This window comes from Gordonia tangerina (assembly GCF_021556435.1).
Taxonomy (GTDB): domain Bacteria; phylum Actinomycetota; class Actinomycetes; order Mycobacteriales; family Mycobacteriaceae; genus Gordonia; species Gordonia tangerina.
Genome location: NZ_JAKGCU010000036.1, coordinates 1 through 15,609, shown reverse-complemented (window position 1 = coordinate 15,609; position 15,609 = coordinate 1). Strand labels below are relative to the sequence as shown.

19 protein-coding genes are annotated in these 15,609 nt (G+C 65.4%); 8 read left to right on the top strand and 11 right to left on the bottom strand.

Going from position 1 to position 15,609, the window contains the following annotated elements:
- The first annotated feature begins 56 nt into the window (after positions 1 to 56).
- Positions 57 to 584 carry an ArsI/CadI family heavy metal resistance metalloenzyme gene (locus L1892_RS23010; RefSeq protein ID WP_235726106.1) on the top strand — a complete coding sequence of 176 codons (528 nt, stop codon included), beginning with the start codon at positions 57 to 59 and terminating at the stop codon, positions 582 to 584.
- Between the two features lie 54 nt (positions 585 to 638).
- Here L1892_RS23010 and L1892_RS23005 read toward each other — a convergent pair whose 3' ends face one another.
- The 5 genes from L1892_RS23005 to L1892_RS22985 form a co-directional block, all read right to left on the bottom strand.
- Positions 639 to 1,055: an arsenate-mycothiol transferase ArsC gene (locus L1892_RS23005; RefSeq protein ID WP_235726105.1), complete on the bottom strand. Its 417-nt coding sequence runs from the start codon at positions 1,053 to 1,055 to the stop codon at positions 639 to 641.
- Positions 1,052 to 1,489, bottom strand: a complete 438-nt coding sequence (locus L1892_RS23000) for an arsenate reductase ArsC (protein ID WP_235726104.1) — start codon at positions 1,487 to 1,489, stop codon at positions 1,052 to 1,054. The genes L1892_RS23005 and L1892_RS23000 overlap by 4 nt, the downstream gene beginning before the upstream one ends.
- The gene (gene arsB, locus L1892_RS22995) at positions 1,482 to 2,582 is read right to left on the bottom strand and encodes an ACR3 family arsenite efflux transporter (protein ID WP_235726103.1); all 1,101 of its coding nucleotides are present in this window, start codon (positions 2,580 to 2,582) and stop codon (positions 1,482 to 1,484) included. The genes L1892_RS23000 and arsB overlap by 8 nt, the downstream gene beginning before the upstream one ends.
- Entirely contained in the window at positions 2,579 to 2,944 is a 366-nt protein-coding gene (locus tag L1892_RS22990; protein ID WP_235726102.1) for an ArsR/SmtB family transcription factor, read from the bottom strand. The genes arsB and L1892_RS22990 overlap by 4 nt, the downstream gene beginning before the upstream one ends.
- A gap of 82 nt (positions 2,945 to 3,026) precedes the next feature.
- On the bottom strand, positions 3,027 to 4,289 hold the full coding sequence (locus tag L1892_RS22985; RefSeq protein ID WP_235726101.1) for a PucR family transcriptional regulator: 1,263 nt from the start codon (positions 4,287 to 4,289) through the stop codon (positions 3,027 to 3,029).
- A gap of 128 nt (positions 4,290 to 4,417) precedes the next feature.
- Here L1892_RS22985 and L1892_RS22980 point away from each other — a divergent pair, with 128 nt between their 5' ends.
- From L1892_RS22980 to L1892_RS22965, 4 genes are all read left to right on the top strand, one after another.
- Entirely contained in the window at positions 4,418 to 5,920 is a 1,503-nt protein-coding gene (locus tag L1892_RS22980) for a flavin-containing monooxygenase (RefSeq protein WP_235726100.1), read from the top strand.
- A gap of 5 nt (positions 5,921 to 5,925) precedes the next feature.
- Positions 5,926 to 6,828, top strand: coding sequence for an alpha/beta hydrolase (locus L1892_RS22975; RefSeq protein ID WP_235726121.1), 903 nt, complete (start codon positions 5,926 to 5,928; stop codon positions 6,826 to 6,828).
- 311 nt (positions 6,829 to 7,139) lie between these two features.
- Positions 7,140 to 8,144: a YihY/virulence factor BrkB family protein gene (locus L1892_RS22970; protein WP_235726099.1), complete on the top strand. Its 1,005-nt coding sequence runs from the start codon at positions 7,140 to 7,142 to the stop codon at positions 8,142 to 8,144.
- 78 nt (positions 8,145 to 8,222) lie between these two features.
- Complete coding sequence (locus tag L1892_RS22965) at positions 8,223 to 9,092, top strand: D-hexose-6-phosphate mutarotase (protein ID WP_235726098.1); 870 nt, start codon at positions 8,223 to 8,225, stop codon at positions 9,090 to 9,092.
- An 8-nt stretch (positions 9,093 to 9,100) separates the two neighbouring features.
- Here the strand turns inward: L1892_RS22965 and L1892_RS22960 are convergent, their stop codons facing one another.
- A complete protein-coding gene (locus L1892_RS22960; RefSeq protein WP_235726097.1) occupies positions 9,101 to 9,664 on the bottom strand; it encodes a YceI family protein in 564 nt (187 codons plus the stop codon).
- Between the two features lie 111 nt (positions 9,665 to 9,775).
- Between L1892_RS22960 and L1892_RS22955 the strand changes: the two genes are divergently transcribed.
- The gene (locus tag L1892_RS22955; protein WP_235726096.1) at positions 9,776 to 10,576 is read left to right on the top strand and encodes a crotonase/enoyl-CoA hydratase family protein; all 801 of its coding nucleotides are present in this window, start codon (positions 9,776 to 9,778) and stop codon (positions 10,574 to 10,576) included.
- Between the two features lie 28 nt (positions 10,577 to 10,604).
- Here the strand turns inward: L1892_RS22955 and L1892_RS24750 are convergent, their stop codons facing one another.
- On the bottom strand, positions 10,605 to 10,733 hold the full coding sequence (locus L1892_RS24750; RefSeq protein ID WP_268900604.1) for a hypothetical protein: 129 nt from the start codon (positions 10,731 to 10,733) through the stop codon (positions 10,605 to 10,607).
- The gene (locus tag L1892_RS22950; protein ID WP_235726095.1) at positions 10,730 to 11,773 is read right to left on the bottom strand and encodes an NAD(P)-binding protein; all 1,044 of its coding nucleotides are present in this window, start codon (positions 11,771 to 11,773) and stop codon (positions 10,730 to 10,732) included. Before L1892_RS22950 ends, L1892_RS24750 begins: the two co-directional genes overlap by 4 nt.
- A 131-nt stretch (positions 11,774 to 11,904) precedes the next feature.
- Here L1892_RS22950 and L1892_RS22945 point away from each other — a divergent pair, with 131 nt between their 5' ends.
- Both L1892_RS22945 and L1892_RS22940 read left to right on the top strand, forming a co-directional pair.
- Positions 11,905 to 12,561, top strand: coding sequence for a HEAT repeat domain-containing protein (locus tag L1892_RS22945; protein ID WP_235726120.1), 657 nt, complete (start codon positions 11,905 to 11,907; stop codon positions 12,559 to 12,561).
- A gap of 9 nt (positions 12,562 to 12,570) precedes the next feature.
- A complete protein-coding gene (locus L1892_RS22940; protein ID WP_235726094.1) occupies positions 12,571 to 13,563 on the top strand; it encodes a MerR family transcriptional regulator in 993 nt (330 codons plus the stop codon).
- Here L1892_RS22940 and L1892_RS22935 read toward each other — a convergent pair whose 3' ends face one another.
- The 3 genes from L1892_RS22935 to L1892_RS22925 form a co-directional block, all read right to left on the bottom strand.
- Positions 13,564 to 14,058: an SRPBCC family protein gene (locus L1892_RS22935; protein WP_235726093.1), complete on the bottom strand. Its 495-nt coding sequence runs from the start codon at positions 14,056 to 14,058 to the stop codon at positions 13,564 to 13,566. It abuts the gene before it with no gap.
- A 3-nt stretch (positions 14,059 to 14,061) separates the two neighbouring features.
- Positions 14,062 to 14,403 carry an ArsR/SmtB family transcription factor gene (locus L1892_RS22930; protein ID WP_235726092.1) on the bottom strand — a complete coding sequence of 114 codons (342 nt, stop codon included), beginning with the start codon at positions 14,401 to 14,403 and terminating at the stop codon, positions 14,062 to 14,064.
- 126 nt (positions 14,404 to 14,529) lie between these two features.
- Positions 14,530 to 15,279: a DUF4386 domain-containing protein gene (locus L1892_RS22925; protein ID WP_235726091.1), complete on the bottom strand. Its 750-nt coding sequence runs from the start codon at positions 15,277 to 15,279 to the stop codon at positions 14,530 to 14,532.
- Positions 15,280 to 15,609: the final 330 nt, after the last annotated feature.

Sequence of the window (15,609 nt, the reverse complement as noted above, 5' to 3'; positions counted from 1 at the left end):
CTCTGGATTCTGTCCGGTAATTCGATATATGTCTCACTCCAGATTGGTGGTAGGTCATGTCCCGCATGCAACTCGCTCTGAACGTCGACGATGTGGATCAAGCTGTCGAGTTCTACTCGAAGCTGTTCGACACTGCACCGGCGAAGCTCAAGCCGGGATACGCGAACTTCGCCATCGCCGATCCGCCGTTGAAGCTGGTACTTCTGGAGAACCCCGGGCGGGGTGGCTCGATCAACCATCTGGGCGTGGAAGTCGAGACGAGTGAGCAGGTGCATGCCGAGATCGAGCGGCTCTCGAGCGCAGGTCTTTTCACCGACGAGGAGATGAACACCACCTGTTGTTTCGCCACGCAGGACAAGGTGTGGGTGACCGGCCCGGGTGAGGAGAAGTGGGAGGTCTACACCGTGCTCGCCGACGCCGATCGGTTCGGTGACAGCCCCAAACAGTTGGCGCACAACGATTCGAGGCAGGCCGGCCCGGCGCAGAACGACGTCACGGAGCAGATCACTTGCGATTCGGTCTGTTGCAGTAGCGACGCCGTGGCCGCCGACAGCTCGGCCGATACCCGGGCCGCGTGTTGCTGACCTGATGAGTGGAGCGGATGCCCGCGGTGGCGGCCATCTGCTCCACCGCCCGGATCAGGAAGCGAGTCGTCGCGACAGGTCTTTGATCCGATCGATCAACTCGTCGCGGATGCGTCTCATCCTTTCGATCCCGTCGATGCCGTGCAACGACGGTTCGTCGATTTCCCACACCTCGACCACGATGCCTTCCGGTGCATCGATCACGGCCGACGTTCCGACCATGACAGTCATGTCCACGGATCGCATGAGTTCGTCGGTGAGTTGACGAGGTGTATGTCCGGTGATGTCGGCGCCGACCTCGGCGAGCGCCTCCGCCGACAGATCATTGGGCGCAGCACCGATCTTGGCCGCGGTTCCCGCCGAGGAAGCGGCGATGGATCCTCCGACGAACGTCCGTGCAAGGCCTTCGGCCATCACCGATTTGCCCCGATTGCTGACACAGACGAACAGCACCGACCGCGGTTGACTCACCGCGAGGCCTGCTTGCCGGCGGTGTCGAACTCTTCGAGGAGTTCGACGACCAGCTCGCGAATTCGGTCTCGGATCGGCCGCACCGCGTCGACCCCTTTGCCGGCGGGGTCGTCGAGAGCCCAATCGCGGTAACGCACACCGGGAAACACCGGACACGCGTCGCCGCAGCCCATGGTGATGACCACGTCGGAGGTTTCCACCGTCTCCGAAGTCAGGATCTTGGGTGATTGGGCCGAGATGTCGATGCCGAGCTCGGCCATCGCATCGACGGCGGCAGGATTGATGGTCTCGGCGGGCGCAGACCCGGCCGAGCGGACTTCAATCCGATCGCCGGCCAGCGCCGCGACGAAGCCCGCCGCCATCTGGGAGCGGCCGGCGTTGTGAATACAGACGAACAGCACGCTGGGCCGTTGCTCAGCCGGCTTCTCAGACATCGCGAACAGACTCCTTCGGTTGATCCAGGGACGGCTGGCGCAGATCAGTGAAGCGGTTGCGCAGGGCGAGTGAGACATAGACGAGCGCCACCAACACCGGGACCTCGATCAGCGGCCCGATCACTCCGGCCAGCGCCTGACCGGACGAAGCGCCGTAGGTGGCGATCGCGACCGCGATCGCAAGTTCGAAGTTGTTGCCCGCGGCGGTGAACGCCAATGTGGTGGTGCGCGCATAGCCCAGGCCCATCACCGCGCCGAGGACGAAACCGCCGCCCCACATCACCGCGAAGTAGATCAACAACGGCACCGCGATTCGCACCACATCCCACGGCTGGGAGGTGATCTGTTCGCCCTGCAATGCGAACAGGATGACGATCGTGAACAGCAGTCCGTACAGTGCCCACGGTCCCAGTCGCGGCAGGAACGTGCTCTCGTACCATTCCCGGCCCTTGGCGCGTTCCCCTAGACGGCGGGTCACGAAGCCGGCGAGCAGCGGGATGCCGAGGAAGATCAGTACCGATTTGGCGATCTGCCAAGGGGAGGTATCGATCGTGGTCTGCTCCAGTCCGAGCCATCCGGGCAGCACCGAGAGATAGAACCAGCCGAGGACGGCGAACATGATGACCTGGAAGATCGAGTTCAACGCGACGAGGACGGCGGCCGCCTCGCGATCGCCGCAGGCGAGGTCGTTCCAGATGATGACCATCGCGATACATCTCGCGAGCCCCACGATGATCAAACCCGTGCGGTACTCCGGGAGATCCGGTAACAGCAGCCACGCCAACGTGAACATCAGCGCCGGGCCGATTACCCAGTTCAACACCAGAGAGCCGATCAGAAGGCGCCGGTCTCCGGTCACCGAGTCCAGTCGGTCGTACCGGACCTTGGCCAGGACCGGGTACATCATGATCAGCAAGCCGAGGGCGATCGGCAGTGATATTCCGTCGATCTCCACCGCTGCGAGCGCGTCGCCGAGACCGGGGACGCCCCGACCGAGCAGCAGGCCGGCCACCATCGCCGCCCCGATCCAGACCGGCAGAAATCGATCCACGACCGACAACCGTCCGGCGACTGCGGTGTCTGTCGCGCTCACTCGGCAACCTCACACGATGTCGGCTCTCCCACCACGGCCGCGAGGTCGCTCAGCACGGCGGCGAGCTGTGCCAAAGCGTCGGAGTTGACGCGGTAGTACACCCACGTGGCGCGTCGTTCGCTGGTCACCAGTCCGGCTTCCCGCAGCACCTTGAGGTGATGTGAGATCGTCGGCTGCGACAGATCGAAAGGACCCGAGATGTCACAGACGCACGCTTCGCCACCGGGCGAGGCGGCGACCTCGCCGAGGAGGCGCAGCCGCACGGGATCCCCGAGCGCCTTCAGCGCCGGCGCCCACGACCCCGCCCGTTCCGGGGTCATACCGCCCCCGATGGCGGTCAGGACAAGCTCTTGATTCGACATGCGTCAATATTCACATACGTCGAAGTAAGGGGTCAATGTGCTGAACCCAAAGTTCATCATGACGTCATTCGCGCAGCTGCGGTCACCCCCATTGAGTAGCCGTCGTAGTGGGCGGCCCGCCCGGTAGGACGCGCGGGCCGAGAAAATGGACGATGTCGAGCGCGGTCATGACCGCCAATCGGCGTTCGCCGGGCGGGTGCCCGAGCAATTCGGTCGCCTTGCCGACGCGTTGCAAGATGGTGTTGCGATGCGTGTGCAGGCGTTCCGCCGTTGTCGACGCGTTGTCGGCCTCGGACAGATACACCCGCAGCGTTGTGCGCAGACGGTCGGCACGCTCGCCGTCGGCGGCGAGTGCACCCAGCGTGTCGGAGACGAGCTGACTGGCGGCCCGTTCGTCACGCGCCAGAGCCGCGATGGGTGCGATGTCACCGAAGGTGACCAGACGGTCGCCACCCGCATTCTCGGCGACCAGTTGCTCGACGACCAGGGCGTCCGCGTGCGACGACCGGAATCCCGCTAGCCCCCAGCGGGTGGGCCCGACGGCAACTCGTACGCCCGTGGGTGCCGCATTTGCCGCATCGCGGAGGCGATCGACGGTTGCGTCGCCTTCCCTCGGTAACCACGCCCACATCGTGCGAACGCCTGCGGAGATGTTCAGCGGTGGTCGAGCCCCCAAGGCACGGGCCAGAGATGCCGCAACCGATTCCAGGGTGCCGTCATCTCCGACCGGATCGTCGAGCCACAACACCACTGCGGTGTGGTCACGTGCGACCTCGTAGCCCAGCCGTCCCGTCGCGACCCGCTCGTCGATCGGTGCGCCGTCCAAGATCAGCCGGACGGTCTCGGTCCGCCGGGCGAGTGCGCCCCCGAGCATCTCTTCGCGCAGTCGTTGCGCCTCGGCCACCAGATCGAGCAGGACCCGGTCGACATAGGTGAACATCGCCTCGGCGAATCGCTCGATGACGGCGACGAGTTCCGGGCCCGGGGGCACGACCATCGGCGCGATCTGCATGAAACGCTGCCACACCGCGGTCTGTCCACGCCGGTACGACTGAAACATCACATCGAGCTCCAGCCCACGGCGCACAACTGTGCGCAGGATCTCGCGAGCCTCGGTCGGCGGTGTGTCCGGCAGTGGGCCGCTCGGGTCGTCACGCAGGTTTCGCAGTACATTCTCGATGTTGGCCCGATTGCTCGCAGACATCTCCTCGGTGATGGCACGATCTGCGGCGAGACTGGGCACGATCTCGGAAACGGACTCATTCATCGCGTCGACCAGATCGTCGAGTTCCTCGAGCATGCGCCCGGCGATGTCGCTGATCAGTGAGACGTCGACATCAGCCATCAACCCAGCATATGTCGGATCTTCCATAGAGGGACGCAATCAATGTGTGAACCACCATAGATCGCGGTCCTTGGTTCCCATACCGTGATGACGGTCACGATCGACGGAGATCACAAAGGAGCCTTGCGATGGTCCCCACCACACCGCCCACCGACACCGACTTTGACGTCGTCATCATCGGCGCCGGTATCTCCGGCATCGGAGCCGCCTACCATCTCAAGACAAAGCGTCCGTCCACGTCGTTTGCGATCCTCGAGGGTCGTTCGGCACTCGGTGGTACCTGGGACCTCTTCCGGTACCCCGGCATCCGCTCCGATTCGGACATGCCATCCTTCGGATTCGGTTTCAAGCCGTGGACACACCGACAGTCCATCGCCGACGCGCACGTCATTCTCGATTACCTGAACGAGGCCGTCGACGAGAACGGCATCCGCGCGCACATCCGCTACAACGCCAAGGTTGACGGCGCCGACTTCGACTCGGCCACCGGACGTTGGACGATCCGCACCACCGACGCCGAGACCGGCGACCCCATAACGTACACAGCGCGATTCATCTACTCCGGGACCGGTTACTACAACTACGAGGCGGGCTACACACCTGAGTTCCCGGGCCGTGACACCTTCCGCGGCCAGGTCATCCACCCCCAGCACTGGCCCGACGATCTCGATTACACAGGTAAGAAGGTGGTGGTGATCGGCAGCGGCGCCACCGCGGTCACCCTGATCCCGGCGATGGCCGCACAGGCCGCCCACGTCACGATGTTGCAGCGCTCCCCGAGTTATGTCCTGTCCCTGCCCGGCGAAGACGTGATCGCGAACACGATGAACAAGCTGGTCGGGCCCGACAAGGCCTACCGAATCATCCGGCGCAAGAACATCGCACTCAACCGGGGCATCTTCAAGGCGAGCAAGCGCGCGCCGAAGGTCGTTCGCAAGCTGCTGATGGCCGACGTGAAGCGGCGCCTACCCAAGGGCTACGACGTCGACACACATTTCAACCCGAGCTACGACCCGTGGGATCAGCGCCTGTGCATGGTGCCCAACGGTGATCTGTTCACTGCGATCTCATCCGGTAAGGCCTCGGTGGTCACCGACCACATCGATGCCTTCACCGAGACCGGCATCGCGCTGACATCGGGACAGCACCTCGACGCCGACATCATCGTCACCGCCACCGGTCTCGACATCATGCCGTTCGGCGGCATCGACCTGAGCGTCGACGGCGAGCAGGTCGATGTGTCCGACACGGTCGTGTACAAGGCGATGATGCTCAGTGGTGTCCCCAATTTCGTGTTCGCGATCGGATACACCAACATCGCCTGGACCTTGAAGGTGGACCTCATCTGCACCCATATGATGCGGCTCCTCGCTCACATGGACGAGCACGGTATGGACGTCGTGACCCCCGTGCTGACCGACTCGACGATGGAGCGTACTCCGCTGCTCGACATGAGCTCGGGATACGTGCAGCGGCGTATCGGGACGTTTCCGAAGGCCGGAACCGCCGGACCGTGGACCGTCAAGATGGCTTACGAGGCCGACATCGAGCGTCTCGAGCACGGCCCGGTCGCCGACCCCGCGCTGAAGTTCGAGTCGACTCGGCTCGAGACCGCCGCTGTCGCATCATGAGTGCCCTGCGTTCCGACATCACGTTCACCAGCCATGGGGTGCGCTGTGCCGCATGGCATGTGCGAGCCACCTCCGATGGCCTCGCCAGGAAAGGGAGGCGGCCGTGTGTGGTGATCGGACACGGCTTCGGCGGAACGCGTGACACCGCCTTGCTCGATTTCGCGGAGGGTTTCGCCGACGCCGGCATCGACTCGCTCGTATTCGACTACCGCGGCTTCGGCGCGTCCGACGGCACATCTCGCCAAGCCGTGTCCTACCGGAGGCAGCGTCAGGACTACCACGCCGCCGTCGACGCGGCCCGCCGGCTGCGGAGTGTCGACCCCGACCGGATCGCGCTCTGGGGCACCTCCTACTCAGGTGGCCACGTCCTTGCCGTCGCGGCAGTCGACCCGCGGGTCGCCGCGGTGGTGTCACTCGTGCCTGCACCTGACGGCGCGGCGGCGGTGTGGCAGATCGCTCGCTGCGCCGGACCGGTTGCGCCGCTCAAGCTGATCGGCCACGGACTGCGGGACGTGCTTCAGACGCTGACCGGCGGCTCGCCGCATCAGATCCCGCTGGCTGCGCAGCCGGGCTCGCTCGCTGTGCTCGCCGCTCCCGGCGCGCTGGAGGGTTATGAGGCCATCGGTGGCCCCACTTGGCGCAATGAGGTGTGTGCGCGAACCTCGCTGGAGGTTGCGTTCAACCGGCCGGTCACACACGCGCCGAAGATCACCTGTCCGACGCTCGTGCAGATCGGCAGCGAGGACCGAGTGGCTCCCCCACACGCCGCCCGCAGGGCGGCCCGTCGCGCCGGCGGCCCAACCACCGTGCTGGAGTATCCCGTCGACCACTTCGATGTGTATCTCGGTCCGTGGCAGCAGAAGGCGCTCGCAGACGAAGTCGATTTCTTGGTCGGTGCATTGGCGTGACGCCGGCGATCGCGCTTGACAGTGATGCTGCAACAAGTGATAAGCGACGCGTGCGAAGTCGCAGACGCCTTGGGGTTCATGCGAGAAGCTGGAGCTGGCGGCCCACCTGCTCATCGAGTTCACACATCGGCAGCCGCACCGGCGCACGACCCGGGAGGTGCGGTCAGGCGTTGATCGGCTCTACCCGAGACACTCGGCGTGTGCCGTGCGTCGACATAGTGAAGGACATACACTCACCGCAGCGGAGCCGCCCGGCGTAACGAACCAGCCGACCGGATCAGGTCTCTGGGTTCGACGAAAGGTGGCGCAGGGTGTCGGTGGCGGCGCGCATCGACGGCTTCCAGCGTCGCTACCCCAAGACGGGGTATCCCCTCGCTGTCGCGTACAAATTCTTCGACGATCAGGGCGGCTACCTTGCCGCACTGATCACCTACTACGGTTTCATCTCGCTGTTCCCGCTGATGCTGGTGTTCACCTCGGTGCTCGGTTTTGTCCTCGAGGGCAATCCTGAACTCCAGAGGCAGATTGTCGATTCGGCGCTCTCGCAGATCCCGGTGGTCGGTGAACAGTTGGGCGAGCAGGGCCAACTCAGCGGGTCGGCGACCGCGGTGACCATCGGTGTGGTGAGTGCGATCTATGGCGCGCTCGGGGTGTCCGTCGCCATCCAGAATGCGATGAACATCGTGTGGGCGGTGCCGCGCAACGAACGACCCAATCCGATCCAGGCGCGACTCAAAGGTGCGATGTTGCTGTCGACGGTGGGGCTGGCAGTCATCGGACTGACCGTCCTCAACGGTGTCATTGCCTCCATCGACCTCGTCGGTAACGGTCGTGTGCTGGCGATCGTGGGGCCAGTGATCCTGTATGCGGGGGTCTTCGTGGTCGGATTCCGGTTCGGCACCGCCCGCGACGTGAGTGTTCGTGACGTGCTGCCCGGCGCGATCGTCGCCGCGATCGGATGGCAGGCGTTGCAGACCTTTGGCAGCGTGTTCGTCCAACGCGTCATCGCAAACGCCAGCGCCACCAACGGGGTGTTCGCCGTTGTGCTGGGTCTGCTCGCCTTTCTGTACCTGGCATCGGTGATGGCCGTGGTGTGCATGGAGATCAACGCAGTGCGCGTGGATCGCCTGTACCCGCGGTCGCTGTTGACGCCGTTCACCGACAACGTGGTACTGACCCGGGGTGATCGAGCCGCGTATCAGGCACAAGCGCAGGCGCAGCGCCACAAAGGATTCCAGGAGATCGATGTGAAGTTCGGTCGGCACGAGCGTGACGACGCGCGATCCCACGACGACTCGCCGCCGGAGGAACCGTGACGTGAGTTCGGCGCGGCGGAGACGACTCGACCCGGTTACGCCGCACTGTGGTGTGGCACGCTGTGACATTCTGGGAATGTGACGACATCTGACGACATCGGCGGCGTACGGTACGACACTTTCCACGGGCTCGACGCGGTCGTGGTGGAGACACCGCAGGCGGTCGCCGTGATCTCCCTGTTCGGTGGGCAGGTCGTGTCATTCCTCCCGGCGGACGCTACCGCCGACGTCATCTGGCTGTCTCCCCTGCTCGCCGCACCGCCCACCCCGATTCGAGGCGGCGTGCCACTGTGTTGGCCGTACTTCGCGCGCGAGGGACAGCCCGACGATGCGCCGTCACACGGATACGCCCGCACCGCGCGGTGGGATGTGATCGGTGGGCGGGCAAACGGATCCGAGGGTGTCGAGCTCGTATTGGCACCGCAGGAGATCCCCGAAACACTTCTGCAGGCGCAGCTGACCGTGCGAGTGGGTGCCGCCCTGGAGCACGAACTACGCACGCACAATCCGAGTTCCGAACCGGTGACGATGACCGAGGCCTTCCACAACTACTTCCGGGTGGCAGACGTCGGGTCGGTACGGGTCGGCGGCCTGGACGGGCTGAGCTACCTCGACAAGTTCGATGGTATGAGATCGCATGCTCAGCAAGGCGATTGGGTGCTACCTGGCGATGACCCGCGTAGCGACCGGGTTTACCCCGCAGCGGGCGGGCGGTACCGGCTCATAGATCCCGGGCTGGGACGGGTGATCGAGGTGACCGTACGCGGTGGTCGGAGCGCGGTGGTGTGGAACCCCGGTGAGTACGGCGCTGCGGGTATGACCGACGTCGGTCCGCACTGGCATGAGTTTCTGTGTGTCGAGGCGGCCAACGCCGGTCCGGACTCGATCGTCGTGCCGGCCGGCGGCACCCACACACTGAGCCAGACGATCTCGGTCAGTGCCCGATGACGCCGCGGCTACTGCGGGACATCACACTCCTTGGTGTAGGACACGTCGATGATCACCTGGACCTCGTCGGCGACCTTGAGTGAACCCATCATCAGAGAGTATGGGCGCACGCCGAAGTCGGTCTGCGCGAGGATGGTCTCCGACCTGATGTCCCATCGATCATCGGTCTCCGTGACCAGCAGTTCGACGGCCTGGGCGCGGCGTCTTCCGTGGACGGTTAGGGTCCCGTGGGCACGGAAACCCTCATCGGTCGCGGTGATCGCCTCCGCGACAAAATTGATCTCGCCGAACTTGTCCGCTTCCAACGACTTCAGCGCATTGACCCGGGCCACCGCTCGCTCGGCGCCCGTCATTGGCGTCAGTCCGCCGGTGCCGGAGACGACCGTGAGCGAGTCGACCAGCACGACCGCCTCGAGCCCGACCGGCACCCCGGCCGCCCAGGTGACGTCGGCCGACCACTCGCGCATCTCGATGATCAGGCGGTGGCCGGCACGGGCCGCACGACCGGCGACATCGGTGTACACGGTTACCGAACCCGAGGACGCGGTCAGATGCCAGGTCGTGTCCGTCACGGGTGCCAGCCTACGGGTCGACCATGGGTCTGCGGGGCCACAAACCTGCGCACCCGGCCAATATGGGCGTCTGGCCACACGCGCCTCGGCGGGCCCCGTAGCATCGCGCCGATGAATGAAGACAGGATCACGCTCTCCATCGATGATGCCGGCGTCGCGCAGGTCACCCTGAATCGGGCGGACAAGCACAATGCGCTCGACGGGGCGATGTTCGACGCCCTGCTGGAGGTCACGTCCACTCTGCGCGACGAGCGGCGGGTGCGTGCGGTCGTTGTGCACGGAGCCGGCAAGAGCTTTTGTTCGGGACTCGACATCACCAGTCTCGGTCAGGGCGGTGGTGCGTCGTCATTGCTGGACCGCGACGACGACAGCATCGCCAATCGGGCACAGCGCGTGTCCGTCGACTGGGCGTCGGTACCCGCCCCGGTCATCGCGGCGATCACCGGCAACTGTTTCGGTGGTGGGCTGCAGATCGCGCTCGGTGCCGACATCCGGTACTCGGCCCCCGACGCCCGGCTGTCGATCATGGAGATCAAGTGGGGGCTGGTCCCCGACATGGGTATCACCCAGGCCCTCCCGCGGCTTCTCCCGGCGGATGTTGCGAAGGAGCTGACCTTCACCGGTCGGATCGTCTCGGGAACCGAGGCGCAGGCGATGGGGCTGGTGACGCGCGCTGTCTCCGATCCGCTGACCGTGGCACTCGAACTCGCCCACGAGATCGCGGCGAAGTCGCCCCACGCGATCCGTGCCGCGAAGAACCTCTACGACCGCACGTGGTCGGGGGCTGATTCGGCGGCCGCACTGAGACTCGAGAGCGAGCTGCAAGTGGGTCTGATGGGTTCGCCCAATCAGCTCGAAGCGGTGCATGCCGGTATGGCGCGGCACGCGCCGGTCTTTGCCGACCCGGACTGACGGATCCGTTGTGGCCGAAGACGGCTCGTCACGCCGATCCGCCACCCAGCCGTGCCAGACGATCCAGGCCGTCCGGTGAGCACTCGGCGAGCAGGGCGAGTGCCGCACGGATCTCCGGGGTGTCGCGCACCGACGGGTCGATGCGCGACGGGTTCAACGCGCATCGGTCGGCCCACGCGGCGATATCGGTTTCGGCGGTGAAGGTCCGGCTGGCGATGCTGCCGCGTGACTGCATGTGAATCCAGTCACGCGGGTTGTCGGACAGCCGATTCGGCGGACACAGCCGGTTGCGTTCGCGGTCGTCGTCGCGGGTGGCCGCGACATAGCCGGCGAGGGCCGCGTTGAAGCACGGGAAGCCGGCCCGGATCGGTTGCAGTCGGATCCGGTCGGTGCCGAAGATCGGAACGAGTGGCGATAACGCAGGCCCGACGCCGCGCAGTGCACCACCACGGAATCCGGCGGCAGGTTCACCGACCCGCGCTCCAGAACGATCTCGTGCGCGGTGACCGCGCGGATGTGTCCGAGCCGCACCACCCGTTCGATGGTCTCGGGCTGCACCACAGACCGATTCAACATCCACGGTTCGCGCGGGCGGACCCACATGATGCGGTCGGGATCGACATCGTGGCCGAGCAACCACACGATGGCGTCGGTGTCGGACAGTCGTGCCAGTTCGCCGACCGGGATGACCGGCACATCGTCGGCGACGGTGAACGGGGCCGCAGTGGTGGCCGGGATCGTCGGCGCGGAGTACGTCGCATCCACCACCCGGCGGCGGACATCGATCGAGCACGTGCGACCGGAGACCCGCGACGTGACCAGTTGGGTGCCGTCAGCACAGTGATGGTCACTGGTCGGGAGAAAGGTGACCTGCCCCGAAGCGACCAGTCGTCGCACGACGTCGTCGAAGTAGGCGACTATTTCGGACTGTCGAGCGCGTTCGCCGAGGCCCCGCTCCGGACCGCCCTGCTGGACGGCGCCGGTGCCCAATACTGTGGATGCCACCCCGTAGAAGACCGACGCCTGATGCAGTTGCACGAAGGGGTAAGCGTCGAGCCAATGCCCGCCGGCCGTGTGCCGGCGATCGACGAGGGTGACGTGTACGTCGGAATGAGCCACCAGCGCGTCGGTGAACGCCATCCCCATCGCGCCTGCACCGACGACCAGGTAGTCGGTGCTCAGTGTTGCGTCCACCATGGTGTGCCTTCCTGCCACCCGACACGAGCGCTGGTCTGTGCGGATCGTATCCGAGAACGTCCATGTGACGCCGACGCTTGACCTTGACACCGTGACAACCTGTTGGATGGTCGGTGAAGGAGGTGATCGTGATGATCACGAACGACCAGTACCACCAGGTGAGCGGCGCGTTTGACGCTGCGAGCGCGTCCACGCGGCTGAAGGCTGCGCTGACGGCGGGAACGAGTGCCGACGAGCAATTTCTGGACATCCTCGTGGCGCGCAGCGGGGTGGAGCCGGATTTCTTTGTCCGCGACATGATGACGTGGGCGTTGTGCAGGTTGCCATCCGGACCGGTGCGCGTCCGGCTTGTCGGCGAGCTGACCTCCGACAATCCGCGCGCACGCGCTCAGGCCCTGCATACGCTGTCCAAGATCGGTGATCCACAGGTGTTCTCGAACGTCGCCGCGATGATCCACGACCGCGACGACGAGGTGGCACGGACCGCCTGGCGGGCCGCGGTCTCGTTGGTCGACCACGGTCACGATGACGACGACGCACGCGCACTCGCCGCGCAGCTGGGCATCGAGTTGGGGCGGGGAGATGACCAACTGCAACTGAGTCTGTCGAGGGCGTTGTTGGCCCTGGGCGAGGCCGCGCAGCAGGTCGTGGCCGACGCCGCATCCCACGCGGACGAGCACGTCCGCGCGCACGCTGCGGCAACCGAACGCCTGATCCGTGATCCGGATTCGGCATTCGTTCTGTCGGTCGACGCAGCCCGGCGGGTGTCGGTGGGTGCGCAAGCGTAGGCTGCGCAGATGCTGATCGGCGAGGTGGCGCAGCGCTGCGGTGTCAGTGCGCGGATGCTGCGCCACTATCACCGGTTGGGGCTGGTGACCCCCACCGGCCGCACGACTGGCGGCTACCGCCAGTACTCGGCGGACGACGTGCGCCGGCTCTTCCACGTGGAGAGTCTGCGCACGCTGGGGCTGACGCTCGAGGAGGTGAAAGAGGCTCTCGCCGAACCCGATTTCTCCCCGGACGACCTCATTGACGACGTGATCTCCCGGACGCGCGAGCGGATCGAGGCCGAACGCCAGTTGCTGGCCCGCCTGGAACGGGTGCAACACCATGCACCGAACGACTGGGCGGACGTCGTACGTGTCGTCACCCAGGCCCGCGCATTGGAGTCCGACTCCGGTGCCCGACGTCAGCAGGCCGTGCTCGCACCCACCGACGACATCGCGATCGCGGTCGACGATCTGGTGGCCGCGGTCCTCGCCGAGGCAGACGTGAATGTCGCCGGTGCTCTTCGTTGGGCCCTGGCGCGCACCGGTGTTCGTGCCCTCGACGGGTTGGTCACCGGCCTCCGATCGACCGAGGTCACCATCCGACGCCGTGCGGTCCTGGCCATCTCGGGCATCGACGTCGCGGAAGCGACGGCACCATTGCGCAGCGCTCTCGACGACGTCGATGCCGACGTTCGCGACCGCGCGGCCATCGCGCTGGCCCAGCGCGGCGATCCCGCCGGGGCGTCAGTGTTGGTCGCGATGGTGAACACCGGGCGACGCGATGTCGAAGCGGCCGAGGCGCTGGGCCGTCTCAGCGCTCACGGTTGCACCGACGCCGCCCGGCTCCTCGGAGATGCCCTGGCGGCGGCGGACGCCGGATCACGACTGCGGATCACTCAGGCGCTCGGTGAGATTGACTCCCCGACGGCCGACGGGCTACTCGTCGCGTTGACCACGGACCCGGACCGAACCGTCAGGGCGACCGCTGCGGTGATCCTCGACGCGCGGCCGCGGCGGTGACTACCTGTCTGCGCCGGCCACGAATGCGTCGATCTGGTTGATCGCGCTGGATGCACCTTCGACCATTCCCATCTCGAGGACTTTCTGCAGTCCCTCGGCGGTTTCGTAGGTGCTGGTGTAGGTGGCCACCGTACGACCGTCCTCGTCGCGGAATCGATAGACGTTTCGCGAGACCGGCAATGACTCGACCGGATTGAATTCGTCGTCGGCGAACCCGTCGTCGAAGGTCAGCTCGGTGGGTTCGTCGACGGTCTGGATCACCCAATAACCGGCGAACTTCTCCCCTTCCGGACTGGTCATGTAGTAGGTGACGCGGGCTCCGGGTTGCAGGCTGTGCTCGACGAAGGTCGCCGGATACGACGGCGGACCCCAGATCTTCTCCAACTGACGAGGATCGGCATAGATCTGCCAGATCCGCTCGACCGGAGCCGCGAACTCCGCCGTGATGGTCAGGGTGCGGGTGTCGATGTCGTGAGACACATTGGTGACAGGCATGATTCAGTCCTTCGATGGTGTTTCGGTTTCGATCAGTTCGTCGATTCGCGCCACTCGGCCCCGCCATACCAGTTCGAGGTCGGTCAACAGGTCCGATACCGCGCGCACCGCTGACACGTCGCCGGATGCCAACTGTTCCCGGCCACTGCGCCGTTTGACCAGCAGGCCTGCTCGTTCGAGCACGGCGACGTGCTTCTGCACCGCGGCGAAACTCATGTCGTACTTCGCCGCGAGCACCGAGACCGAATGCTCTCCTGCCAGCACCCGACGCATGATGTCGCGACGGGTGCGGTCGGAGAGCGCATGGAAGAGGGCGTCTGCTCGTTCCTCGTCCTCGTCGGTCACCTCTCAAACATACAACTAAGTGGTTGTATGTTAAGGGTGGAACGGGACGATTGCACACACTCAGAGCCCCTCCGCATGTCGGAGGGGCCCTGGGCGCCTGGTGCCGCGCGGTGAGGCGCTGCGGAGTCAGGAAACCGTCGTCGAGACCCGCTCGGCCTCGAGCGATGTCGCGGCCGGCGTGGCTGTCCGATGTGCGGCGATCCGCAGGAGCCACACGGTCAGACCGAGTTCACCGACCACTGACGGCAGCGCGACGATCACCAGGAAGGTGTCGGCATAGGACGCGTAGTCGGCCAGCAGGATGTGTGCACCGGTGTCGACGATGTAGGCGACACCGGCCACTGCGAGCGCAACGGTCAGCCACCGGGGTGCGCCGGCGGAAACCGACATCAGGCGGGCCAACACGATCAGGTGGACACCGAACGCGGTCAACCCGATCAGCCACGTCATCTCGAACGAGCGCATTGCGAGCTGCACGTCCGCGGCCGTCGCTTCGGTGGAGTTCTCCGCTATCAGCAGGGCGGCCACCGCGAAGACCAGTCCGACACCGAGAAACACGGTGTAGGTGAGCCGCGCCCATGCGGCGAGGAGGGACAGATCTCGGTGGACCGGGCGGAACAGCACGTACAAAGCCCACGCAACGACGATGTCGACGAGGAACACGGCCGCAAACGCGATGATCCCCCACCTCAGCAGGCCTCCGTTCGCAGCGACTCCGTCGAGTGTCGCCTGCGCATCGGCGGGATCGAACACGCGCTCTAGCACGAAGAAGTTGGCGAACATAGCCAGGGCGAAGATGGCCAGATACCCCAGTCCGGCCCAGCGGGCCGCCGAACGTACGGAGGTTTCGTGGCGAGGTGTGCTCGGTGCGGTCATGGCGTGACTCCGATCGATGGGCGGCGAATCAACCTTACGGTGTATGGCTGAAGTCTGGATGACTGTACCCTTACGTTGTAAGTCTCGTCAAGGGTGAACTATACGAACCAGTGCCGGGTCGGAGGATTTCCCCTGACCCGGCACTGGTTCGTTGTGGCCGCGATAGCCACGCACCTATTGAATTATGTTGGAGCCCTTTGTGACACTCGGCTAGTGTTGCGCGTCTGAAGTTGGTTTACGTTTCGCGCCGGCGAGTATTTCCTCGGCGGGTTTGGTCCACACGAATGGGTGGCAGCGGTCGTTCCAGCCGTCGATGAAGGCGCGGATCGC